General features: G+C 40.0%; 19 protein-coding genes. 15 read left to right on the top strand and 4 right to left on the bottom strand.

Annotation, left to right across the window (positions count from 1 at the left end; translation table 11 throughout):
- Window positions 1–217: 217 nt before the first annotated feature.
- The 10 genes from ACFPOF_RS15905 (at window position 218) to ACFPOF_RS15860 (ending at window position 11,403) form a co-directional block, all read left to right on the top strand.
- Window positions 218–1,207 carry an aminoglycoside phosphotransferase family protein gene (locus ACFPOF_RS15905; RefSeq protein WP_378134297.1) on the top strand — a complete coding sequence of 330 codons (990 nt, stop codon included), beginning with the start codon at window positions 218–220 and terminating at the stop codon, window positions 1,205–1,207.
- Window positions 1,208–1,355: 148 nt separating this feature from the next.
- The gene (locus ACFPOF_RS15900; protein WP_378134295.1) at window positions 1,356–2,090 is read left to right on the top strand and encodes a class I SAM-dependent methyltransferase; all 735 of its coding nucleotides are present in this window, start codon (window positions 1,356–1,358) and stop codon (window positions 2,088–2,090) included.
- Window positions 2,084–3,433, top strand: coding sequence for a chorismate-binding protein (locus tag ACFPOF_RS15895; protein WP_378134293.1), 1,350 nt, complete (start codon window positions 2,084–2,086; stop codon window positions 3,431–3,433). Before ACFPOF_RS15900 ends, ACFPOF_RS15895 begins: the two co-directional genes overlap by 7 nt.
- Window positions 3,434–3,604: 171 nt before the next feature.
- Window positions 3,605–4,228, top strand: coding sequence for a phosphoribosylanthranilate isomerase (locus ACFPOF_RS15890; RefSeq protein WP_378134291.1), 624 nt, complete (start codon window positions 3,605–3,607; stop codon window positions 4,226–4,228).
- Window positions 4,229–4,253: 25 nt separating this feature from the next.
- Window positions 4,254–4,922 carry a dTMP kinase gene (locus tag ACFPOF_RS15885; RefSeq protein WP_378134289.1) on the top strand — a complete coding sequence of 223 codons (669 nt, stop codon included), beginning with the start codon at window positions 4,254–4,256 and terminating at the stop codon, window positions 4,920–4,922.
- Between the two features lie 133 nt (window positions 4,923–5,055).
- A complete protein-coding gene (locus ACFPOF_RS15880) occupies window positions 5,056–6,252 on the top strand; it encodes a cysteine desulfurase family protein (RefSeq protein WP_378134287.1) in 1,197 nt (398 codons plus the stop codon).
- Window positions 6,253–6,278: 26 nt separating this feature from the next.
- Window positions 6,279–7,370, top strand: coding sequence for a molybdopterin-synthase adenylyltransferase MoeB (gene moeB / locus ACFPOF_RS15875; protein WP_378134285.1), 1,092 nt, complete (start codon window positions 6,279–6,281; stop codon window positions 7,368–7,370).
- 95 nt (window positions 7,371–7,465) lie between these two features.
- Window positions 7,466–7,708 (top strand): MoaD/ThiS family protein, encoded by a 243-nt coding sequence (locus tag ACFPOF_RS15870; protein ID WP_378134283.1) that lies wholly within the window; start codon window positions 7,466–7,468, stop codon window positions 7,706–7,708.
- A 53-nt stretch (window positions 7,709–7,761) separates the two neighbouring features.
- Window positions 7,762–8,397, top strand: a complete 636-nt coding sequence (locus tag ACFPOF_RS15865; protein ID WP_378134281.1) for a phosphoribosyltransferase family protein — start codon at window positions 7,762–7,764, stop codon at window positions 8,395–8,397.
- A 1,932-nt stretch (window positions 8,398–10,329) separates the two neighbouring features.
- Complete coding sequence (locus ACFPOF_RS15860; RefSeq protein ID WP_378134279.1) at window positions 10,330–11,403, top strand: hypothetical protein; 1,074 nt, start codon at window positions 10,330–10,332, stop codon at window positions 11,401–11,403.
- A 349-nt stretch (window positions 11,404–11,752) separates the two neighbouring features.
- Here the strand turns inward: ACFPOF_RS15860 and ACFPOF_RS15855 are convergent, their stop codons facing one another.
- The 4 genes from ACFPOF_RS15855 to ACFPOF_RS15840 all read right to left on the bottom strand — a co-directional run bounded on the left by ACFPOF_RS15855 (window position 11,753) and on the right by ACFPOF_RS15840 (window position 14,804).
- The gene (locus ACFPOF_RS15855; RefSeq protein ID WP_378134277.1) at window positions 11,753–11,926 is read right to left on the bottom strand and encodes a hypothetical protein; all 174 of its coding nucleotides are present in this window, start codon (window positions 11,924–11,926) and stop codon (window positions 11,753–11,755) included.
- Between the two features lie 532 nt (window positions 11,927–12,458).
- Window positions 12,459–13,598 carry an ATP-grasp domain-containing protein gene (locus tag ACFPOF_RS15850; protein WP_378134275.1) on the bottom strand — a complete coding sequence of 380 codons (1,140 nt, stop codon included), beginning with the start codon at window positions 13,596–13,598 and terminating at the stop codon, window positions 12,459–12,461.
- Window positions 13,599–13,741: 143 nt separating this feature from the next.
- Entirely contained in the window at window positions 13,742–13,996 is a 255-nt protein-coding gene (locus ACFPOF_RS15845) for an acyl carrier protein (protein WP_378134273.1), read from the bottom strand.
- A gap of 16 nt (window positions 13,997–14,012) precedes the next feature.
- Window positions 14,013–14,804 carry a helix-turn-helix transcriptional regulator gene (locus ACFPOF_RS15840; protein WP_378134271.1) on the bottom strand — a complete coding sequence of 264 codons (792 nt, stop codon included), beginning with the start codon at window positions 14,802–14,804 and terminating at the stop codon, window positions 14,013–14,015.
- Between the two features lie 1,355 nt (window positions 14,805–16,159).
- Between ACFPOF_RS15840 and ACFPOF_RS15835 the strand changes: the two genes are divergently transcribed.
- The 5 genes from ACFPOF_RS15835 (at window position 16,160) to ACFPOF_RS15815 (ending at window position 23,984) form a co-directional block, all read left to right on the top strand.
- Complete coding sequence (locus ACFPOF_RS15835; protein WP_378134269.1) at window positions 16,160–17,068, top strand: HamA C-terminal domain-containing protein; 909 nt, start codon at window positions 16,160–16,162, stop codon at window positions 17,066–17,068.
- The gene (locus tag ACFPOF_RS15830) at window positions 17,065–19,635 is read left to right on the top strand and encodes a DEAD/DEAH box helicase (protein ID WP_378134267.1); all 2,571 of its coding nucleotides are present in this window, start codon (window positions 17,065–17,067) and stop codon (window positions 19,633–19,635) included. Before ACFPOF_RS15835 ends, ACFPOF_RS15830 begins: the two co-directional genes overlap by 4 nt.
- Before the next feature lie 502 nt (window positions 19,636–20,137).
- Window positions 20,138–20,626, top strand: coding sequence for a hypothetical protein (locus ACFPOF_RS33565; protein WP_465251470.1), 489 nt, complete (start codon window positions 20,138–20,140; stop codon window positions 20,624–20,626).
- 17 nt (window positions 20,627–20,643) lie between these two features.
- Window positions 20,644–22,485 carry a sensor histidine kinase gene (locus ACFPOF_RS15820; protein WP_378134265.1) on the top strand — a complete coding sequence of 614 codons (1,842 nt, stop codon included), beginning with the start codon at window positions 20,644–20,646 and terminating at the stop codon, window positions 22,483–22,485.
- Entirely contained in the window at window positions 22,482–23,984 is a 1,503-nt protein-coding gene (locus ACFPOF_RS15815; protein ID WP_378134263.1) for a response regulator transcription factor, read from the top strand. Before ACFPOF_RS15820 ends, ACFPOF_RS15815 begins: the two co-directional genes overlap by 4 nt.
- Window positions 23,985–24,093: the final 109 nt, after the last annotated feature.

Below are 24,093 nucleotides of genomic sequence, written 5' to 3'. Positions count from 1 at the left end.
GGAACCACTCGATTCTTGGATAAGAACCGCAACGTTATTGGACAAAATTAGCAATTCCCCAGTAGAAATATGGACTCAATTGGGGGGGGGGGGGGGGTAAACGAGGACATTTATATAAACGCCTCGATGAAACATACTACATATATTGGGCCGACTTAACTTAGGCACGTTCGGTTTAATATGCAATAAAAGTATTTTATTATTTTAGAGGTGGAAAATGATTGAACTAAAAAATATAGTTAGAAAAAGTATTGCAGATAAAATTGGTGATTCCGATATCATTGATCTACCTATTATTGCATCTGGGATGCTAAATAGAATTTATGGGATAAAACTTTCTACGGGACAAATTCCTTTTGTTTTGCGAGAGCGTATCTTTGAGGATGACGAGTACGGTCAAGAATTCGCTGCAGAACGTTTAGCCTACAAGCTATTCGATAAAGCTAATGTCAAAGCACCGAAGTTAATATCTTACGAGCCGGATGTTTATAGAAATAAATTTGCCGTATTTGAATATATAAAAGGACAAACTTTTGATGTATATCTAAAGCAGAAAATTACTGTTGAATCTACAGTGATTGAATGTATAAAGAATCTTGCTGAGCAGGTTGCAAATATACATAAATATCACTCAAAGGGATTTGGTACTCTAGATAGAATTACGCACTCTAGCTACGATGCATCTGCATTTTGGGAATCAATATTTGAAAAAGAAGTCATAGCGATCAATAAGTATTTTCCTGAGTCAAGTATAAACCTTAGGAAGAGTATTAAATCTTGGATCAGTATAATAAATAATTCTCCGAAAGAGCTTACTAGATCATGTCTTGTACATGGAGATTTACACTTTAAAAATATCGTAATTCGTGATGAAATTCCGTATTTAATTGACTGGGAATGCTCAAGGTTTCGCAGCTCTTCATATGACCTAGCTCAAATTGTGCAAAACAATCTAGGTAGAAACCCAGTACTTTTGAAACATTTTCTTGAATTCTACATTAAATCAAGAAATTTAGAAGATAGTTATATGCCATATTTGAAGCGTCTTACATCCTTATATGGATATTATTGGAATATAAGGATGGCTAATTTTATATTGAGTTCAAATCTTCCGGTATATGACTACTTTGGAAGTAGACAGTATTATATTAATTTTATAAAAAATTCAGAATTTATGGCGAGTTTAAGCCAGAGCAATACTACCTAAACTTTAACAATATTAAAGTTATAAAGTGTACTATAATTTTGAATTTCAAAGACAAAACGGTACGTTTTATGTTTTACTACTGGATATTAATTACTTATTCCCAGTGCGTCGTTAAAACTCCATAAAAATTAATTTGAAGGGGACAGGTATGATAAACGATTTCTTATATGATAACCCAGAGTTTTATGAATTAGTATTTCCACCTAGAGGAAAAAGTGAGCTTTGTATTAGTATTTTTGAGAAATACTTAGTAGAGACACCATCTTCCATTTTGGATATCGGTTGTGGTACGGGAAGAGACTTGGCTGACTTCTCTAAACGTTATCCGGATTGTGTAGGGTTTGACGCTACTCAGAGCATGGTGGCATACGCAAAGAGAAAAAATCCCAAGTTGAATGTATTTACTGGTGATATGCGGACATTCCGTCTTTCCCGTACTTTTGATGTTATCTGTGCTTTGGGTGGTTGCATGAATTTTGCGCTATCAAATGAAGACCTTGATGCAACATTTAAGACATATCAAAGTCATGCTCACAAAGGCTCGCTACTATTATTACAGCCATTAAATCCGTCAGATTATTTTGGTGAATTTAAAGTTCCAGATAAATTTTTTATGCCTTACAAAGATTCAACGGCAGTTGGAGAAATGAGCTACAACCTTTTAAAGTTACAACAAGTTGTAGAAAGAACACGAACCTGGACAGTGGAAGGTCAAAATGAAACATTTTGCGATTCTATGAGTTATCGAATTATATTTCCAGCAGAAATATCCTATTTTCTTAATCAAAATGGATTTGATGTTTTGGATATCTTTGAGGCTGATGGAAGTGCATCCTATGCCAATAAATCTATGTATGTTGTTGCGAGGTATAAAGGATGCTAACATCGGAGTCTGTAATAACATTTAGGAATGAGCCTTATTGGGAGAAAGCATGTCGTTTCTTCTCACTATCTGGCTTCACGAATTCAAAGGGAAGCTACTTTATTCACAACAAAAATAAAAAGCAAGTGCATATCGGTATTAAATCTCAAAATACCTTAATAGTAGACGAAAAAATTGGAATATATTGTAAAGAATTAAGACAAAATGATCCTGAGAATATTAATAAAAATTCAATATTTAAATACGTAGAGGAAAATACGGATACGACTGCACCTTGCTTTTATTTATTAAGTCCCGATCTTGAGCGAAAACATAACGACCCAAGAATCCCTAATATTATTTTGGTACAGCCTGAAATCGAATTTATTTTTTCCCCTGAACACGTTGGTGGTAATCTTAGCTATGCTAAAAACAATATTTCAAAAAATAAAGGTGAGGAGATGTTGAACACCTTCCATGAAAAGAAATCACATGACTGTAACAACGTTGTACCCGGTCAAATTGAATCATTTGAAGACATAAGTTCTAAGTGGTTAAGCAATGATGATGATGAAACGTTCTTAGGTCGCATTGAATGGGCCGTAAAATTACTTTCAAGTTTTTCTGATAGTAAAATGTGCCTTACACGATCTTATCAATATAAATTAACTCAAAAACGTAATGCTTTTGAGTTATACGAACACTATGTGAGATTTCTTGGTGATTATGCGGGTAGTCATTTTATTTGTATTCAGCCGAACTTTTTCTCATTGGGCTGTACACCAGAAAATGTATTTGAAATAAATGATGGAATTCTTTCGGCAGATATTGTGGCTGGTACTTGTAAGGCTAGCCTAGATAATGAATTTATCGAAAAGGAGTTGGTAAAAAACGCAAAACAGATAAAAGAGCATAGTACATCTCTGAATAGACGTCCTGGACGGTATAAACAGTATTGCGTTGATGGTTCTCTTAGTATAGCCAGCCAGTTCAATATTAAAAGGCTTCGTAATGTATTCCATTTTCATTCAGTAATTCTCGGAAAGTTAAGACCGAAAATCACCATTTTTAAAATTTTTGAAGATATTTTCCCTTTATTATCATGTAATCCAAAAGAGCTATTGTCGTTCTATGATGAAATGGAGAGAGAGCCCCACAGATTTTATGGTGGTATCGTGGGGCGCTCGATGAGCGATTCAAGTGGGTGCTTTTTGAATTTACGAAATGCACTAATATTAGATGATGTTATTTACACGAAAGTTGGTGTCGGTGTTCTTCCAGAATCCCATGCGCAGAGTGAATTATTAGAAACGAGAAATAAAATATCCGCATTAATGGAATCAGTATTTATATGGGATCAATAGCTGCAATCGAATCCATTCTCAGATTGACGATAAAGTCTGGCAAGCGGGCATTTGTGGAATTGAGAATACATTTCATTGAACTTTAAGGAAGAGTATGGTTCACCATATTATGAACATTGTTAGAAAATTAATAGTGAAATATATTAAAACAAATAAGGAGCGATAATAAATATGATAAAAGTAAAGATCTGTGGAATAACAAGTCAAGAAGATGCTTTAAATGCGGTTAAGGCTGGCGCTGATGCTATAGGCCTGCAGTTTGTGGAAGATTCCGCGCGAGCAGTGAGTGTTGAAACAGCCATACACATAAGAAAAGTGATTCCGCCGTTTGTTTCAGTAGTTGGTGTATTTAAAAATGAACATGAAGTTAACATTTTGAATGTAGTTGAACGAGTTGGGTTGGACTATGTTCAACTACATGGTTCTGAATCACCAGAATTTGTGAATAACCTTCCTGTGAAAACGATTAAAACAATTGGGGTTAATAGGAAAGCAGATCTAGAAGGGTTAGACAAATATGCATCGAGTGCTATACTGCTTGATTCAAAGATTGGTGATCAATGTGGTGGTACGGGTAAAACGTTCAATTGGTTTTTGCTCAATGAATTTGAGAAAACTATTCCAATCATACTTGCAGGCGGGTTGTGCGAAACGAATATTGTTGAAGCTATTAAAACCGTTAAACCCGATGTTGTCGATCTATGCACGGGTGTAGAAATAACTCCTGGGATAAAAAGCTATAAAAAAATGCTAGACTTTGTTCGCATAGTTCGTTGCACCGATTGGAATACTTAACTTTGAAAAGCGATGGAGGCGGTTTATGAAAGTATCCCTAAAAAAACATAATTACCCGGGTTTTTTAATTGTTGCATGTGGTGTAGATGGTGCCGGAAAGTCGTCCGCGCTGGATAAGTTTGTAGATAGTATTATTTCGGAAGGTCATAAAGAAACAAATATTGTTCGCCTAAGGCAGCCTTCAGACTGGTGGCGCACAGATAGACATGTTAGAAGCACTTTTCTTAAAAAAGGTGATGGAGAAAAATTCGATGAATTTGCGTTAGGTGTTTTCGGGGCAGCAGATAGGTTAAATCAACAAGCGTTGCTTATTGAGCCAGCTCTCCGAGTCGGTAAAACAGTGGTTATTGATCGATACGTTTTTTGCTTATTTGCTCATTATATGGCAAAGAGTGAAGGGAATATTCCTTACTTAACTAGGTTATGCGAGTTATTGTTTTGGCCAGATATTACGTTTATCTTAGATTGTCCCCCCGAAATTGCAATAAATCGTGTATCAAAGCGGGATGGATCTAATGAAGCGATGGCTGACCAGCAAATTGGACCGACCACAAAGTTCAGGAACGCTTATATCGCGCTTGCCCACAAAAATAACTTTAAAATAATTTCTTCGATTGAAAATCCAGAGAAGGTATCGCAGGAAATGATGAGGATATATAGAAGCGAAATGTTTCAATCAAAATTAAAAATATAATATTTTAATTATGTTCTAATTTTCCACCGATTCTTTAAGTAACGATCTCAGAAAATTGAGGAAGGGAACAATGGTGTGAATTGGCATTTACTTATTATTCTTAAAATGGTTGTTAGTAATAGGGGTGAATTAATTGGGGATTAGTGGGTATCGACCAATCTATCTTGATTATCAAGCAACAACGCCCGTTGATAACCGTATCGGAAAACAAATTCAGCATTATTTGAGTGAATCCTTTGGTAACCCAAGCAGTATAGAGCATATTTATGGAACTGAAGCACAATTAGCAGTTTCTGAAGCTAAGATTTTAATTTCACAATTAGTTCACTGCTCCGTAAACGAAATTATATTCACTTCGGGTGCGACCGAAAGCATTAATTTAGCAATTCAAGGAATAATCTATGGTGTTAATCGGCGGGCTTGTGCTAAAAGAAGTGTAATCGCAGTATCACCGACAGAACATAAGGCTGTTTTAGAAACGTGCTATTATTTGCAAGGACAAGGTTTAACCAATGTCACAATGCTAAATGTAGACTCATACGGTCGTATTGATTTTGAGCATCTTAGTAGAGTTTGTTCCACCCAGCCAGATCTTCTCTGTGTAATGGCGGCCAATAACGAAATTGGGACAATAAATGATATAAAATTGATAAGTTCCATTGCCAAAAAATATGGTGTCCCTTTCCTTTGTGATGCTAGTCAAGCCGTCGGTAGAATTCATATTGACTTTGAGGAATTTGGAATTACTTTTTTAGCATTTACTTCACATAAAATATATGGACCGAAAGGTATAGGAGCATTAGTAATAAGGAATGGTACGGAAGTGGAACCACTTTTTTTTGGTGGAGGGCAACAAAGAAACATTCGTCCAGGGACACTTAATGTGCCTGGCATAGTTGGTCTGGGTGAAGCTTGTAGACTAAGAAGTCTAGAAATGATTGAAGACGAATATCAAATTATGCTTAGAAGAGATAAGTTACAAAGCCTATTGCTCTCTTTAATACCGGAATTGCAAATTAATGGTGATGTACAAAATCGTCTGTCTGGTAATCTACATATATCGATTCCAGGCATTAGTAATGCAGACATCATAACGCTCTTGAGGTCTAGGATCGCAATTTCTAGTGGATCGGCATGTTCTTCGAGCTCGTCATTGCCATCGCACGTTCTTAAGGCGATAGGATTACCAGATGAGCAAATTAGATCATCATTACGAATAGGGTTAGGGAAATTTTCAACAAACGACGAAGTGGAACAGGCTGCCAATATCATAGCCGAATCAGTAAAAAAACTTCGTGGATCAACGGACAGAGTGACTTATTCAACTTAATCATATGAAATGAGGTGAATAGATTGTTGACCAAGGAACAATGTGGAAGATTCAACAGGCAAGTAATTATACCTCAAATTGGTGTTGAAGGACAAAAAAGATTACTCGATTCACGAGTGTTAGTAATTGGTGCTGGTGGACTCGGGGCACCTGTGCTAGCCTATTTGGCATCTGCGGGTGTAGGTACCATAGGCATCGTCGATGGGGATGCTGTGGAAATGAGTAATTTGCAAAGGCAGATTATTCATACTGAGTACAGTGTTGGGAAATTGAAAACAAGTTCTGCAGTAGGTTTTTTAGCGCAATTAAATTCGGAGATTTGTATTAATGAGTACCCGTTTTTTTTATCCTCGAAGAATGCGGAAATCATTATCAGTGAATATGATCTTGTAATTAATGGAACGGATAACTTTCCAACAAGATATTTAGTTAATGATTGCTGCGTACTTTTAAAAAAACCATTTATAGATGCTTCTGTTTCAAAATTCGATGGACAAGCTACTGTCTTTTTACCGGGAGAAGGCTGTTATCGTTGTCTCTATCCATCCATTCCATATAGAACAATAATAAAAAATTGTTCTGAAATTGGTGTGATTGGACCGTTAGTGGGAATGATGGGTTCTTTGCAGGCAGTTGAAGCGCTTAAGGTGTTATTAAAAATCGGCACTCCATTAACAGGGAAGTTAATCATGTTTGATTCGTTTAATGGGAGATTTAGCTCGATTAAATGGAAAAGAAACCATAAATGCCCGGTATGTGGGGACGATCCATCGATTACCGACTTGAGTTATGATTACGGAATAAGCTGTGAGATTAAACAAATTGATTACTCAGATGAGTGGGATTTAGATTGGGAGAAGTTAAATAACATGAGACCTTTCCCTAACATCATCGATCTGCGCGATAATGTTGATGGTCATGGCATATTACCTTTACATAACTCTAAGACCATATCGTTTGAAGAGGTATTGATACAATTTGAATCATGGGACCGAGAAAGGTTGATCGTATTTATTTGCGATATTGGCATTCGGAGCAGTGCATTAACTGAGATGTTGCGATTAAAAGGATTTAAATCAGTGTATCATTTAAGAGGCGGAATTTCCCATTGGCTATGAGATATTCACACTTAAATGCGATGCAGGTATATGACAGTAACGAGATGAATTGTAACGTCGGATTTCATTATTTTTATACATGGGAGAGAGTAATAATGAAAATAAACACATATTATTATGCAACATTTCAGGAAAAAACGAAAAAAACGGATGAGGTAATAGAGACTAGTGCTAATAACATCCGTGAATTATATGAGGAACTAACTGAAAAGTATAAGTTTGAATTAACTTTAGATGAAATAATAGTTTCAGTAAATGATGAGAATCAGTACAATTTGGATTATGTTGTTAAAGACAATGACACTATAGTATTTTTACACCCAATGTCTGGAGGATAATATCTTCATTTTTTAATACTAAAGGAGTAAGTTCAAGGCAGGGGGGGAGAAAGATGTGTAAGCTGATTTTTAAGAATAGAGATCATGCTGGATTACTACTGTTAGAAACTATGAAGAATATTGTTCATGAAAATATGCTGTTTGCAGCGATACCAAACGGGGGAATTGCTGTAGCCAAATCAATTACTAATACTATCAAAGTACCACTCCATGTTGTATTATCAAAAAAAATTCCATTACATGGGATCCCATACGTTGGATTGGGTTCCGTATCAGAACATTATGAATTGTTTAATGAAGAGAGGATTAGTAATTTAAAATTGTCTCCCCGAATGATTGAACAATTCAAGAAAATACCTTTAGAAAATTTAAATAAAAAGCGAAAGTCATTCTCACGATATATTCCAAATCCCTCTGAGTATACGGACAAGACGGTAGTTATTATAGACGATGGCATCGCTTCAGGTTTTACTATGATGTCGGCAATAAAAGAAATAGAACAATCGAATCCGAGAAGTTTAATTGTCGCTACACCGGTGATCTTTTCTCATACGAAAAAAGTTCTAGAAGATACTGGTGCAAGTGTACACTACTATTATATGTCCGAAAAAACTAGATTTGTAGTAGATGAGTTCTATGAAAGTTTCGAAGAAATAACTGACTTTCAAGCGCTAAGTCTATTAGATTAATATTAGATATTATCAAGAAAAAGCATCTAAATAAGTTAGTCTTTACGTTCTCAGTAGAGCTATAGTGGAGATGCCTAGCGAATCACGGGCATTCGCAAGTTTATCGAGTTCAGTCATCATACGAACGCCGCCTCACGTTGACGAAAGTGGGCTAGCACTTCTTAGCTCGGCTCAACGCTCTCGATGTGCAAGAGATCGACCGTCTGCTCTGAGGCGCGGGGCATTCTTAGACGAATTGCCTCCGTTGCGCTTGATTTGCTGGCTCTCCTCGGCAATGACCGTTCGCACGGTTGAAGCCTTCCACGATGGTGACTTATCAAAGGTTTCTGCAGATGCTGTGCTTCCTTGTGGCTGCAGCCAAGGGATCAGTCAACAACATCGCTACCAGTTGCGCTGGCTCACGAGATACCGATGCCAAAGTTGTTCAACGTGCAGCGGAACACGAATAACCTGTCCGCTTGAAAACGAAATTGTTTTAGCTGAGTTATTATATCCGAAAGTTGATGGTGTTTGTTGTCCAAGATTTGACGACAAATCTATCCAAAGTAGAAAACAGTCAAGGCCGCGAAGCGTTTATATAGCCTTGGCTGTTTTCCGCCATCCTCCGAAGCTATTGACCTGCCCAGCAATCCCTTGCTGGGCTTGCCAAACGGCGAGCGATGGGGTGCAGGGGACGAGTTCCCTGCGTTTCACCCGATGGGGGACGGAAGGGGGATGGTGTCACTTGAATTGGATCATTTTCCCTGTTAAAGACGGTCGTCAATGTCCGACGGCACAGCGAATCGGACAATCTAGGTCCGTCAATGCATTGAATAAGCGGAGGAATCGTTTTATCGGACATTCTGAACCCGTCAATGTTGTCGTATACTTTCGCATCAATACAGCATTTGGACATAGTTTTCGTCAAATTGAGGACGATTTACACCTTCAATCTATGGACTGGATAGCTTAGCAGTAACACGAAATGACAGACGGAGAACTGCAAAATAAATCTTTGCTGATGTAGTGACCACTGCTCCGTCCAGCAGATATCCCGACTGCGAGTCCTGCCGGTTTAGTCATGAGATTTCTCTTATGTCTCATCTTCCGCGGATGGACCGAAAAAATTGGAAACCAACCAAAACGGTTTGCTGAAAGGACGACCCGCTCAATACGGCCGCTCCAATTTGTCCATTTCTTTAAAGTTTAAACATGGAATCGCCAGTACATACTGACTGTCTCCGCCTCTTACGAGTTCGAAACCGATTCAGTGTAGATGCCGATACGATCCCCTCGGGCGGCATTCCGGAATTAATCCATATTCTTATTCCCAGCGCATAGAATGATGCCTGAATGAGGGTAACAGATGGCTCAGCTGCGGTTTAGAAAGTTGCGGTTTCAATGCAAAAATGAACTTGACGATCGGCAAGTAGAGGGATATTATGAGTGTGGCATCTCCTTTTATTGGAAATTGTGGTGCCGTAACCGACAATTTCTCCATTCAAGGGCAATGTCCTTTCTATGCTTACCCATTCGATCAAGCTTCTTCTTTACCGAACTTATCCGGTTCTATTCGACGGCGTTATTTTCGCAACATTCAAGAAAATCAAAAGTGGCTCGACAAGTAATTAAGCTGGCTAACCGCATAAAGCAAGCAAACTCTAAACCTTCATTGTGCACTTTGCTAGAGGCTACACGTCGCTATCGATAAAAATTATTTCTTTCCAAAAGAACAAAGAGACTTTTGTTCCTTCGAAGCCAGCTTCTAGAATCTTTCAATGAAGATTCGATCTAATTTTTTGATAGATGTGTTAGATTTCACCTGAAAGGTGCACATTTTTTTAGATGATGTTCTTGCGATACACAGTATTCTCCTAAATTTTCAGGTAGCCTTTTTGCTTTTTCAGAACTCTGTACTTTCGAAATCTAAAATTATCATTGAGGAGTTTAGCAATGAGGAAAATTATTCTACCCATTAACAATCCTCCAATACTTGCCTACCAATATCTTGCATTTCCACTTTCAATTCTATCAACCCAAGAACAATACCTACCATGGTTCTACAGTAATTATATACAGTTAATTTGCAAAAAGAATATTACCTTATCCAACACTGTTTTTTTAGATTTTTATTCCCATGTATTTGAAGAAAATTTCAATGAGACTGTTTTTTTTACATGTCACCCTTTTCTTGAAATCAAGAACTTAGTTTTACCTTCTAATGTATTATCTGCTGATCTCTTTTTTTCGATGTTAATCGAAAAATATTACGTTTATCTTAAACTTAATGAATTCTTTTTACCAAATAGAAGTGCATTTCAAAGGGATCACTATTTCCATGATAACTTGTTGCATGGGGTTGATGAAAAAAACAAAGAAGCATTCTTTTTCGGTTTTAATAAGAATAAAAACTATTCAAGCGATTCGCTAAGTTTCGAAAAATTTGAATTAGCATTAGAAAGCACAGTAAAGAACTTTCGTATTGAAAAAGAAACATCATTATTCTCATGTACATTATTTAGAGCTAGATTAAATGGACAATATAGTTTTGATTTGAAACTAGTACTTGAAAGTCTTCAAGACTATATCATTCCCAGAAATTCTTCCATTAATTTTGCCAATATCAAAAACATACAAAATACAGATGCCTACGCTTTTGGGATAGAAATTTATAGCACTTTAAACGAATACCTGGGATTATTATCTGAAAAAAAAGTTAACTTCGATATTCGCCCCTTTCAACTTCTTTGGGAACACAAAAAATGCATGGTCAGTAGAGTGAGCTTCATCAAAACATTGTATAAAGATTTTGATCCAAATGCAGAACTATCGCGTATGTTTAAGGAAATTGAGCAGCAGTCACTTCTTTTGCGTAATCTTATGCTCCTTGCTCTTAATAAATCGGATCCAGCAGCATCGGAAAAAATGCAAGTTAGACTGACCAATATATTAAAATTAGAACGCATCAGCATCGTGTTATTAATAGAACAATTGATAAAAATTATGGAGAACTATGACTTGAGTTAAATTACCGACCGAGTTCAAATTGGTAAGATTAATCTACGAGATGCGTCATGACCATACGCCCGCGTCAATGCCTTTTTTAAAACCAGAAACGAAAACTAAGGCGGGCGCCCCTCGCACCATGCTGACGCAACGGACTACAAATTTGAAGCCGCTGCTCACTCTTCTTTTTCTTACGGATAACATACTCAAACGAGCCATAGAGAAGCATCACATATGTGAACGTCACGACCGACGTGGCGAATGCAAAAATACTGGAGACGAAATCCTGACTTTTCGGAAACCGAAATCGCTCTCCTACCTCGTCCTGCTACTTGTAAAGCTGCAACACTTGTATGTCAGGCATCACTGATCATTTCGAAACAGTCATCAGCACGAACTCCGCCTCCCAGTGACGAAAGTGGACCAGAGCTTCTTTGCTCGGCTCAACGCTCTCGATGTGCAAACGATCGACCGTCTGCTCCGAGACGCCGGGACTTCCTTTGATGGACTGCCTCAGGCGCTTGCTCTCATCGGCAATGACCATTGCATCCTATGAAGCCCCCTCGAAGGTTTCCGCAGTGTGCAGTTCATCCTTGTGCTGGACATGGATAGCGCGGCTCGGTCGCTCAAGAAGGTCATTTTCATGACCCCAGCCAAATTTTGAGGCTGCAGCCAAGGGATCAGTTAGCGCAACATCACTACCAACTGGTACGAGTCCTGCCGGTTTAGTCATGAGATTTCTCTTATGTACTGTATTTTATCAAGCTTAATTACCCCAAAAAACCATGTCAGGTTACCCATAAAAATCGTCTCTAGCTTGAAATGACGAAACGGTTGACATGGAGCCTCTACGGGCATGATTCACTGCGAAAGGGCGAAGCCATGGGTTTTGCAGAGGCAAGCTAGCATATCATGTCCGCCCCTCCATGTAAACCATGTCTACTGTGCTGGAAATTTTCCACGTCAAAACAACGCGATTATTGTGGGGTAATTTCAAATGATTAAACACATTTATGCTCGCAGTATGGCCAGATTGTTTTAGGGAAAACAACATAATTCTTCAAGTTGGATTCTATTCACAACTGATCAACACCTACATGTTCATCAATGAACATCTTAATCATGTTATGCACTTTCTCCTCGTCAGAGCCATAGAACAGAACGAATAGCCGATAACGTGTTTTCGACTGCTCTGGCAAGGTGCCGCGCACAAAAGTATATACCATGAAGCCGTTCCGCGTATCTGGTGACAGTCGTTTGTGAAGTTTTTCATATAAATTTGAGAAAGCCTGTGGACTACGTGTTTCAAACCGAATATAGCGAGAGAAGATAAAGGAATATGTGTTGATTAGCTTAGCAACGACAGGCAATAGGTATGTCACTTGGGTGAATCGAGCATTTATTTCAATTATCGGGTATAAAATGCCGTTTGTATCTACGATGGAGTCAACACCACAAACACCGAAATATCCTTTTTGTTGCAGAATTGAGCCAAGACGTAATACTTCGGTTCGATACTGTTCCATTAGTGAAGTGCTAAACTTAGGTGTGAAATGGGTCCCTTTGTAAACCCCGTTCTGATCAATCATTTGCTCAGTAACAGCTAACAGTTTCACTGATGTGGGATCGATCCACAACTGGGCATTAATGCATTGTTGCGTTGGGTGCCACCCTTCGAGCAATAAGTCGAATTGATGGCTTCGACGAGTAATGAACTTACAGACAGTTAAAAACTCTTGTTCATTTGTAATGATTTTTAATCCCTTCCCGGATGCTCCATAAGGAATCTTAAGAACGCATTTCTCGAATCCTGCGTTACGTAAAGATGTATATGCTTCCCGTAATTCTTGTTCGTCATTGCAAAAATAACCAACTGTTGTTCGAAATTCATGATTAATGGCCATCTGGCGTGTAAAAAACTTATTATTGAGTTTCTTCACTAGATCGTATGGTGCACCTATTGCTGAACGTTCGGGAGTATTTCGAGTCCAAAGATCAACCTCTTCCGTAATTAAATAAGGAACGAGACTAATTTGGCGATGTTCTCTATCCTCAGGTAGAGTTTTATTATTCACAATTTGAATGTTGGGTAATTCGAAGCCATGTTTGGCAAGATAGCTTAAAAATTGTTTGTCGGGATTATGTCGAAGCAGAATGGTGTCTGTTGATTTTGCACTAAGTAACAGCTGTTGCTCCTGTTGTTCAATTAAATCCAATTCTTGACGATCCGTTACAGAAGGAAACACATTGGACGTGTTCCACAAGTGTTCTTGATTAATGTTTAACCACCAAACTAGATTCTTATTTACATTCTGCAACAGTGGGGTCGGATCGATAATCGGATTTTTCGGATAAGGGGTTACGATGGTGCCACCAGCTTTCCCTGGATGCGGTCAACAATCAACTGAATTGTGGAGAAATTTTCAAACAATAACTCATCGTCATAAAATATGATACCAAAAGTTTCTTCAAGCTCGACAATTAATTCCACTACTTTGATAGAATCGAGACCCCAGGCGAACAATTCTTCTTTCTTAGGAAAATCTCCTGTTGCCACATTAAGAACTTTATCAAGCGTTAACCTCACTTTCTGTTCCACAGAAGCAATGCCCATGCGATTCCCTCCCAATCTAATAGTCTATCTCTTTCAGTAGCTTTATGCGTCGATACTTCGTTGGTGTTTGCCCGTAGTATCTTTTGAATAAGTCAGCGAATTGAGCAGAGGAAACATATCCAAGTCGGTTCGCAATATTGCTGATCTCCCAGTTCGTATGCAACAACCAATCTTGCGCTTGCGACATCTTCAAGTGCTGCAAGTGTTTGATTGGAGAAATCCGAAATACTCTCGAATAGGTGTTGCATAAATATACAGGGTTACATTGGATAAGATCAGCTAACATCTGTAAGGTTAACGGTAACACGAAATGCTTGCGAATGTAGCGATTGACTGTAATTAGTCTGGGATCAATACTTCCTACCGGGGCTTTGGCGACCACTGTTGGGATCGTCTTTTTTGTATAAAGTTCATTAAAAAACTGCCCACAGCGCTGTCCAATCTCTGTTATCGTATTTTGCGAGTAATTATTTTCGGAGAACAAAGGAGAAATAACAGTGGCTATTTTAACCGTTAAAGTGTCTTTTTCACGTAAAATAAACGGTTCTTGTAGCCGGTCCGGTTCAGAAGCAGACCATTCAAACCTAAAACCGCGTATAGATTCAAGATACAGACCGTTATTCAAGAGGCTGATTTTTTTTCCTATAACTATATCCCCTGGCCGTAAATGATCCTTTTTCCCGTGCCACTCAATATCTAAAAAGCCAATTGCCTCCACAAATAAAAAACAAGTTGAAGCTTCATGCCATTGTATTGCGCGTCCAGGTACAATAATCTCACGTGGTTTGATTGAGCAAATTTGGATCATAGTTTTCACCCGAATGCAGCAGAATAAGAAACAACAAGAATGAGAAGTCGAAGCGATCCCATAGAGTCCTACATTTAAAAAGTTGGTCCTCGAATAAATATTGTAGCTATGTTATATCAAGTTATGATACAAATCAATCATTTATTTCCACCAAAATACGACATGCATCGACACAAATCGACTTGTTGGAGTATGAGTTGGCCTATCCAGTAAAGCGCAGACTGTACAACAATGCCCAGCTTGCTACCATGAAGCAGTCGAATTTGTTGATGAGACCGATGCATTCTGTCATTTTTGTGATGAGCAGATTGATATTTTCACTTCGCGGTATATTGATAATTTTGTTGATACTTCCAGTTATATTAAAGATGGCGGAGAAAGCCCATTTATGGAGTGTCCTGAATGCGATCAGGAAACATTTATAAATCTTGATGAAGATCAATATATCTGTATAACTTGCGGGATCAATCTATCGCAAGATGACATTACATCATGTGACGGACCAAGACGTAATGGGAAGCTGGTATACAGGAAATACGAAGACAGCGCAAATTTTTGTAATATTTGTATGGACTATTTTCTACCATGCTTAGTCGCTTGAATTATTAGAGGGGGAGTGTGGAAGAATAAATTCTTGATCTTTTTGAAGGCGCATTGCTTAAAACTGGAATAACTAAGAGAACGACTCTTCAAATTCGAGGGTGTTCTCTTTTTATATATACTCTTCAAGGAAACCGATTGTCTGAACTTAAATGTTCAGTGTAGTCGGTTTCTTTGCGAGGAGACTTATTGATGACCAAGGTGAAATCAGAAAGACGGCGTGGGAAAGACGACGACGACGGCAGTGAATCTGGAATCAGGTTGGCTACTGAGAGGAATAAAGTTTTGCTAATCGATACGGATGCTCGAGGTAACCTGAGGACTCGGGTTCCATGAGCCAGATCGTTTGTCTATTTCGCTCGCTATGGTCCTTGCTAAAGTGATAGGGGTGACCTATACCGGTATATGAGTATTACTTAGACAGTAAGTACTTTGATTACGAACATACGTTTGGTATAATGAGTGCAAACGAACGTTCGGGGGAGGCGAATTGCTAAAAAGGAAACCTTTACTCTCATTCTATTTTCACAAAGACACAAGGCGTACGAAGTCACGACGCGGCGACTTCTGCTATTAGAGTGTAACAGCCCGCTCAACTTCAGATAAACTCTCTGTGACTTCATCCTCAGTATTCCAACCTTGGTGATTTCACGAAAATTAGCTTTATCTACTCAAATTCATACAATTTGAGAGGATGTTTTTGGAAAATGTCGAATTAGTAAATAGGTTAACTATTTATCTAGGGAGACTACGACATGCTTGATATTAGTCCTTTTTCTAAAAAGATGTTAGAAGTATTGAAACATAGTAAAACATACAAAATTAACAACCAACAAAATAATTTAGAACTATTTATTTGCACTATCAATGCGAATCAATTCGATTATGCCCGCATGGTAGAAAGTCTAATTGAATCTGTCGCTGACTTTTCTATATCAAGAAAGACGAAGGAAAAGTATCACAACTCTCCAATGACATTATCTCAAAAAGCTCGGGAGAAATTCCGGAATTATAAAGAAAATAAAGGGGAGCTAGGTGAATTCCTCCTATTTTGTTTTTTAGAAGGTCACTTAAATGCACCCAAGATTTTGTCGAAATTAGAACTTAAATCATCAACAAACATGTATGTGAATGGATCAGATGGTATACATTTTTTAAAGTTACCGAATGGGAATTATCAATTGATTTTCGGAGAGTCAAAGTTATATGACGACATAACAACTGGATTGCGTGATGCATTTCAATCTATAAATGATTTTGTAAAGGAAGAAAACAAAAAAGGAGAAGGAAAAAGCGGGATTACTTATGAAAAGTCCCTTCTATCTGCTAGTGTGTTTAAAGAAACATGGTCCACTGAAGATGAAGAATTTATTGAACAGCTTATCTATCCTACAAATGATAGTTCCTTTGAGGTTGATGATGCCTTTGGAATTTTCATAGGATTTGAGGTTATGCTCAATGCCGATCAACGAAAATTACCAAATGACAAATTTAGAACTGCGATAGAGGATCACATTAACGAGGTCGTAACAAAAAAAATCTCCAATATTGAAAACTACATAGAAGAACATGGTCTTTTTGGCTACAATTTTTATGTGTACACAATGCCCTTTTTAGATATTGAACTATCGAGAATAAAAATACTGGAGAGTTTAATAAAATGACATTCCTAAATAAATTAGTAAATAGGGCGCTAAAAGATCCTTATGTGTCAACCTTATTAAAGAAACTTGAAATGCAATATGCTATCCATTTTATGGGTAGTAATACTACGTTACAAAGTCTTACAGAGAAAGAATATTTGGATTTGCTCAGGTTTGCTGATATTCTTTGTCGCTCTGAGAAATATGAAGCAAGAAACAAAGCTTATAAAATAATCAGCTTACTTTATGTGTTCTATAGCGACGATCAAATGTTTAAGTTACAAGCTTACAATGTGTTGGTGAAACTAGGGAATTTTCCCTCAATAAAAATTGTACTTGGTGAAACAGAGGTCAAAGCTGATGAAATTATTATAGATCATATTGTAAAAGAGACATATCAAGCTGCCCCAGGCTCGTCTAAGATTTTTACAGACACTCAATATAAATTATTTGAAAAGATGAAGGATAGTAACCACTTTAGTTTTTCTGGTCCGACATCGTTTGGAAAGTCTTTTATTTTCGAATCGTTCATTAAATATTTGATTGAAAAGAGGAATGGAGCAGATAATATTGCTCTTTTAGTTCCTACAAGAGCATTGATAAATCAAGTATCTACGAAGTTGAAAACTGTAGTCAATAATGAAAAATACAAAATTCTAACCAAGCCAATTGTACCTTTGCTGTATAAACAAGGAGAGACCAGATTTATTTTCGTATTCACTCCTGAGAGACTTATATCATATTTATCAGAAAATAACCCAGTAATAAATTATTTGCTTGTAGATGAAGCCCATAAATTACTTTCTGACACAGACACACGTGCTCCATTATTCTATCACGCATTAATGATCGCGAAACGTAAAAGTATTAATCTTTATTTCTCGTCTCCGAATGTACCAAACACGGAGGTTTTTCTACAGTTAGTAGGGAATAGTGTAGAAGAAACTCTAGCAATAAAAGAAAACTCAGTTGCCCAAAATCGCTTTTTCATTGATTGTATCGAAAAACAAGCGCTCTACTTTTCAGAATATAGTGAGGAGTTTGCGTTGGAATATAGTGGATATGCTTCTGATCCCCATATAAATCTAAAAAATGCCATCGATATTTTAGGAAGGAATAATCCTAATATCATTTACTGCAATACTAAAGACGACACTATTCTGTACGCTTTAGAATATGCTAGGACTTTGCCTCTCAGAAATAATTATGAACTTGAACAACTAACAAATCTTGTTCAAGAAACTATGCATGAAGAATATTACCTCGTGGATTGTTTGAAAAAAGGTGTTGCTTATCATTTTGGCGGACTGCCTCAGCGAGTCAGAGAAAAGATTGAATTGCTTTTTCAGAAAAGAATAATAAAAAATATTTTTTGCACCTCCACTCTTTTAGAGGGCGTAAATCTTCCAGCAAAAAATATTTTTATTTTGAGTAATGCTATTGGTTTGACTAAATTATCGAAAATAGATTTTTGGAATTTAGCTGGTAGAGCAGGGAGGTTAACAGAAGATTTAAGCGGCAACATCATCTGTTTACGTATTGTTAATAAAAGAAATCGGTGGGAGGATCCGAGCAAGGATCTTCAAATTGTTAAAGATAAGTCAGTTGAAAAAGTATCTTCTGTTCTTATGACAAATCAAGGGAAGTTTTATACTAATATAGGGCGTTCAATCAAGAATGAGCCATTTACAAGAAAAACTGTAACAGATAACGAAAAAAGAATGTTAGATTCTTACGGCAACATTTTAGCGTATCATGCTCTGAGTAAAACTGATTCGATCCTTCGAAGTAAGTTCATTGATGGAAATACTCATGCAAAAGAGATAATCACATATTTAGAAAAACTCAATAAAGTTCCTGAAAAAATTCTTTCTCAAAGCTCTACAATTAAATTGCTTTATCAAAATAAGGTTCTATCATCTTCTATTAAACCTATGGACATTCCTAAAGAGACTGGATATGGAGATTGTTTGAGTTTACTAAATAAACTTTACGATTTATACGACTGGCAAAGAGAAGAATCGGGAGGAAGAAATCCATTAGCTAGAAATAGGAATGTTTTGGAATATTACGCCGTCTTAATGAGTTCATGGATTAATTCTCAGCCAGTAAATTTAATTATTAAAAGGACCATCAATTACTTTGACGAAAATAATAAAGAAATTTCTATTAGTAACGGAGAATTTGTTACGTTCCAGAAAGAGAATCGGGCTCATATTAATCACATAGTAAACAACGTCATATCTGATATTGAAAATGTTCTACGTTTTAAAATAAAAATTTATGTTAAAAATTATGTTGACTTGTTAAAGATAAAATATCAAATCAATGAAGAAGAAATTGTTGTTATTCCAAACTGGGATAATTTTTTGGAGTATGGAACTACAGATAATATTATTATAGAATTACAAAACCTTGGATTCCAAAGGCATATTGCTACCTTTTTGAAAAACAAATATCTTGAATTATTTGTTTTAGAGAAAGGAGTAATTATTGATTTCCAGGAAAATGAACTAAAAGAAAAACTTCAAAGATCGAACTTCACCCAAGAATATGAGGAAATTTCAAACACATTAGGATGGGGGTGAAAAGAGCATCTAAGCCTAGACCCCATTACTTAAAGAATGTTATTAAGGACTTTCATTTCCGATTGGAAGCCCTTCTTTCTTTAACTTTTTTGCTCCGCTAAAATTTGCCGATGGTAGTGGAGCAGGGCTGATTTGAGTGTCGTTCTCTCCGAGTTCTCTCAAACGTGCAATTTTGGTCACTTTTTGATGAATTCCCGAGATACCTTGTGGCACTAAGGAAAGGCGGGTTGGAACGCCGAAACTCCTTGATTTTATAGGCTTTTAGCGGTTTTTTAGTTCCCCTAAAGGGACATGATTTCCGCTTGGTTCCCTTTAACGTGCGCGATTCAGGTTCCAGTGGTAGCAATACCGTGGAGGTTCGAGTCCTCTCGACCGCACCATCCTAAGAATGAACGAGCTCTTGAATCGGTCCTTGTGACGGTTCAGGAGCCTTTTGTTTGATTGGCATTTGCAACGTGTTACTCATGACTTGCGCCGACGAGACCTTGGAGCTGTAATCCAAATGAGCATAAATGAATCAGGCAAGAGCGTTACTGCCAAGCGGGAGATCGTCAAGCTTACTTGCTACGATATTCTCGACTTGGGAAAGGAACTCCTCCCGATTGGCATGCTGGTCGTACGCGATAGTATTTTAAATCGGAATATGCAAAACCGAGCGAAGTGGAAAAATACGTTTATCTTCATCGATGAAATCTACTTGCTGTTCCAGCATGAATATAGCGCCAACTTTCTGTATGCCCTTTGGAAGCGGGTCAGAAAGTATAGCGCTTTTTATAACAGCCGTGGAGGTTCGAGTCCTCTCGACCGCATCCCTCTAATGATTAAGATCTTGAATTCGTCTATGAGACGAGGTTCAGGGTCTTTTTTGCGTGCGGGTCTGTTCCACGCAAAGGCTGCTGTCTCGATTGTCTCGCCTACCGCCAATTTCAGGATTGAGGAACATGGGAATATGATATATGATCAGAGCCATCCGACAATATGGACGTTATAACAGAGGGGGCACAGGATGTGCAAGTTAATGGTTGGCGGTTAAGGCACTGGCCAATAGCTTATAAGCTAGTGATTGCATTCTCCATGCTGCTTACGGTAATCGTGGTTGTCGTAGGATCGATGTCGTACAGCAAGTCCCGAGGTGCGCTGGAGAAGCAGACCAAAAATTATGTTCCGCAAGTGCTGGACCAGGTCAATGTCAGGCTGGAGGACTATGTGAACGATGTCAAGACGCTCTCGCAGACCGCGCTGGTCGAGCCATACAGCCGACTCATCGAGGAGGCGCTCGACGGTTTCCAGGATGCCGGAGGCGAACGACGGCTTGAAGATACGATCAAGCTTCATGAAGCATTGTCATTTATTACGAATAATTCAAGCCATCCCTATGTGGGCGTATTGTTCTATACCGGCTCGGGTGTCTACGTCAGGCAATCGGTTAGCGGCATATGGCTGGACGCGTCCTTTGAGGATCAGCCCTGGTTCGAAGATGTAGATCGGGACCAATTTACTCCGACCGTGCTCGGGACTATCCAATTCAAGCTGTTTGCGGACAATCCGTTTATTGGCGATTTTTATGCCTTCTCTGTCGTTCAGCCAGTTGTCCGCAGAAACTCGAAGGAACTGAGCGGCATCGTGCAAATCATCGCCACGCTTGAGCCGATCCGCGATATTATGAGAGACATCGATTTTGGCGATGGCTCCAAGCTGTACGTAGTCGACAACCGCAACCGGATCGTGTTCGCCTCTGACCGCAGTCTGCTCGGAACCGAATGGGAGAGCGCTTACGGACTGGGCTGGTCGGAGGAGCGGGATGCTTCTAGCTCGATTATAAAAGAGGTGGAGGGGGAGGATATGCTGATCAGCTATAACCGCTCTGCCGTAAGCGGTTGGAAGGTCGTCGGCGTCATCCCGCTCGAAAACGTCAGCAAAGAGGTCAGCCAAGTTAAAATATGGATTGTGGTATCGGTCGCTATTGGCATTCTCGGCGTCGTGCTGCTCTCGGCCATGCTGTCGATCGGCATGACCAATCCGCTCCGGAAGCTGACTCGCATGACCCGAATGCAGGTCGATTTGTCCGCGCCGCCGGTCCATATCGGACAAGTCAGCAACGATGAAATCGGGCAACTCGATCAATCGTTCCGGCAGATGATGAAGCGAATCCAACTGCTCTCCAGCGAGGTGCTGCAAGGGAAGCTGCTTCATCAGGAGGCGGAAATTCGCGCGTTGCAAAGCCAGATCAATCCTCATTTCCTGCAAAACACGCTGGAAACGATCCGGATGACGATCCGCAAGGGCAATCTTGAAAAAGGCGAGCAAGGGCTCGTCGAGCTGGGGCGGCTGCTCCGCTATCATGCGGCAAGCGTCAATGAAATGGTGTCCGTGAAAACGGAAATGGACTTCATCCTTAACTATTTAAGCATTCAACAGCTTCGGTTTGGCGACAGGCTAAACATCAAGACGGAGGTCGATGAAGAGTTATCGGATGTCCTTATCCCCAGCCTGCTGTTGCAGCCGCTCGTCGAGAATGCGATTATCCATGGCCCATCCCCCTTTGATCAGCGGATTCGGATTACGGTCCGCATAAAGCGGCAGGGAGACTATATGGTCTGCGCCGTCATGGATGAAGGCAAGGGCATCCCCTCCGACGAACTGGACGTTCTCCTGGAGTCGCTCCAGCAGAACGAGAGGCAGCAAGCCAGACGCATCGGCCTGGAGAATGTCTACCAACGCATCCAGCTGACCTATGCAGGCCAGGCTGATTTCGATATAGAGAGCATGGAGGATGCAGGCACAATCGTATCGATATATATCCCGCTTGCAGGGCGAACAGCTATAGACTACGAGGAGGAACGCAGATGAAGGTATTGATCGTCGACGACGAGCAGGAGATTAGGGAAGGCTTGCGGCACATGCTGGACGGGATGACGATTGGCGATATTCGGATCGAAGCGGCGGGAGCCGTGCCCGATGCAATGGCTGCTCTGGATTTCCTCCATGTCTCCGAAGTCGATATCGTCATGACGGATATTCGGATGCCGGGCATGGATGGACTGGGCATGGCTGAGACGATCCGCTGCCGATATCCATATACTCAGATCATCGTGCTTAGCGGACATGGAGATTTCGCCTATATGCAAAAAGCGATGCGGGTGGGCACGGTCGACTATTTGCTGAAGCCGGTCAACGAACCGGAGCTGCAAGGCGCTCTGCTGCGAGCGGCCCATCAGAGCAACCATAACTTGCGAAGAAACAAAAACATGACCAAGGCGGCCTTTGCTCAGTTGCCGGCGTCCTGCAAGCTCGTCATGGCCGTGGACATCGATGATAGGGAAGTGGCAAGAATTCGGGAGCTGGGGGGCAGACAGGCGATTTCGTGGCTCATGGTCAAGGTATTCGAGGAGATTGCGGACGAGTTAGGCCACCTATGTTATGTGGCTGATGCCATCCGACTCGATCCTATGAATCTTGTCATTGGCGTGTTCGCCGACTCGCAGGAAGCGACGCAGCGGATCGCGGACGAATTTTCCAGGCAATTCACAGCCTTCTGGGAGAGCAGTGTCAAGCTGGCTGTCAGCATCGGGCGATCGGCGTTGTTTGCCGCGGGGGGAGCAGAAGCTGCGCCTTATTTTCAAGCCTCCGTGGCCTTGATTGGCCGTTTATATGGGGGCACGGGGGTCCGCCAGTACGAGGAGGGGAACGAAAAGGCAAGCGACCGCTATGCGAAGCCAGACTTGAACGCGCTGCGCGCAGCGCTGGAGACGGCGAATGCGACGGCGATCGCGAGCGAGGCCCGAAAACGGGTCGATGTCTGGTTGCAGCACGAGGACGCCGAAGCGCTGTTGCGAGGCTTGGAAGCGATGTTTCTGATGATGTATGAGCGTCTGGAGGAGCGGTACGCGGCATCCTTAACGTTGCGCGCCCAGCAAACGGCAGATCTGATCCTGAAGCTGATCTGGTCAAGAAACAAAGCGGAGCTGAAACAAGGCGTGCTTGACCAGGTCAACCGAATTGTCGAGACCATCTCCCCCGAGAAGCTGGAGGGACATGTGCTGGTGGCGGCCAAGGCTTACATACGCAGTCATATGACGGCTTCGCTGTCGCTAACGGATGTGGCAGGCGCGGTATATGTGAGTCCTCATTATTTGAGCCACCTGTTCCGCGAACGAGCGGGCATGACCTTCCTCGAGTATGTCACTGCGCTGCGTATAGAGGAGGCCAAGCGACGACTGATGGAGCCGGGCGTCAAAATCTACGAGGTCGCCGAGCAGATCGGTTACAAGAGCTGGAAGCACTTTAGTCGCGTGTTCAAGGAATTTACCGGCATCGGACCCGCCGAATATCGCCGAGATGTAACCTAGCGCTACCGCTCCGCAACACCAAATCCGCAACACCAAATCCACAAGATCCGTTCCTTTTTCGCAATCCCCTGTCATTTAGCGCCCCTCTCTTCCTCTATATAATGGAACC

It is taken from the genome of Cohnella soli, from assembly GCF_042655525.1.
GTDB lineage: Bacteria > Bacillota > Bacilli > Paenibacillales > Paenibacillaceae > Cohnella > Cohnella soli.
The sequence above is the reverse complement of the archived record's forward strand: the minus strand, read 5'-3'. Positions and strand labels throughout refer to the sequence as shown.

What these genes read in the sequence shown, in the direction of transcription:
- ACFPOF_RS15845 (WP_378134273.1), bottom strand. Translation starts at nt 13,996, where the DNA reads ATGGGCATTGCTTCTGTGGAACAGAAAGTGAGGTTAACGCTTGATAAA.
- ACFPOF_RS15890 (WP_378134291.1), top strand. Translation starts at nt 3,605, where the DNA reads ATGATAAAAGTAAAGATCTGTGGAATAACAAGTCAAGAAGATGCTTTA.
- ACFPOF_RS15895 (WP_378134293.1), top strand. Translation starts at nt 2,084, where the DNA reads ATGCTAACATCGGAGTCTGTAATAACATTTAGGAATGAGCCTTATTGG.
- ACFPOF_RS15815 (WP_378134263.1), top strand. Translation starts at nt 22,482, where the DNA reads ATGAAGGTATTGATCGTCGACGACGAGCAGGAGATTAGGGAAGGCTTG.
- ACFPOF_RS15865 (WP_378134281.1), top strand. Translation starts at nt 7,762, where the DNA reads ATGTGTAAGCTGATTTTTAAGAATAGAGATCATGCTGGATTACTACTG.
- ACFPOF_RS15900 (WP_378134295.1), top strand. Translation starts at nt 1,356, where the DNA reads ATGATAAACGATTTCTTATATGATAACCCAGAGTTTTATGAATTAGTA.
- ACFPOF_RS15840 (WP_378134271.1), bottom strand. Translation starts at nt 14,804, where the DNA reads ATGATCCAAATTTGCTCAATCAAACCACGTGAGATTATTGTACCTGGA.
- ACFPOF_RS15835 (WP_378134269.1), top strand. Translation starts at nt 16,160, where the DNA reads ATGCTTGATATTAGTCCTTTTTCTAAAAAGATGTTAGAAGTATTGAAA.
- ACFPOF_RS15830 (WP_378134267.1), top strand. Translation starts at nt 17,065, where the DNA reads ATGACATTCCTAAATAAATTAGTAAATAGGGCGCTAAAAGATCCTTAT.
- ACFPOF_RS15870 (WP_378134283.1), top strand. Translation starts at nt 7,466, where the DNA reads ATGAAAATAAACACATATTATTATGCAACATTTCAGGAAAAAACGAAA.
- ACFPOF_RS15905 (WP_378134297.1), top strand. Translation starts at nt 218, where the DNA reads ATGATTGAACTAAAAAATATAGTTAGAAAAAGTATTGCAGATAAAATT.
- ACFPOF_RS15860 (WP_378134279.1), top strand. Translation starts at nt 10,330, where the DNA reads ATGAGGAAAATTATTCTACCCATTAACAATCCTCCAATACTTGCCTAC.
- ACFPOF_RS15855 (WP_378134277.1), bottom strand. Translation starts at nt 11,926, where the DNA reads ATGGTCATTGCCGATGAGAGCAAGCGCCTGAGGCAGTCCATCAAAGGA.
- ACFPOF_RS15885 (WP_378134289.1), top strand. Translation starts at nt 4,254, where the DNA reads ATGAAAGTATCCCTAAAAAAACATAATTACCCGGGTTTTTTAATTGTT.
- ACFPOF_RS33565 (WP_465251470.1), top strand. Translation starts at nt 20,138, where the DNA reads ATGAGCATAAATGAATCAGGCAAGAGCGTTACTGCCAAGCGGGAGATC.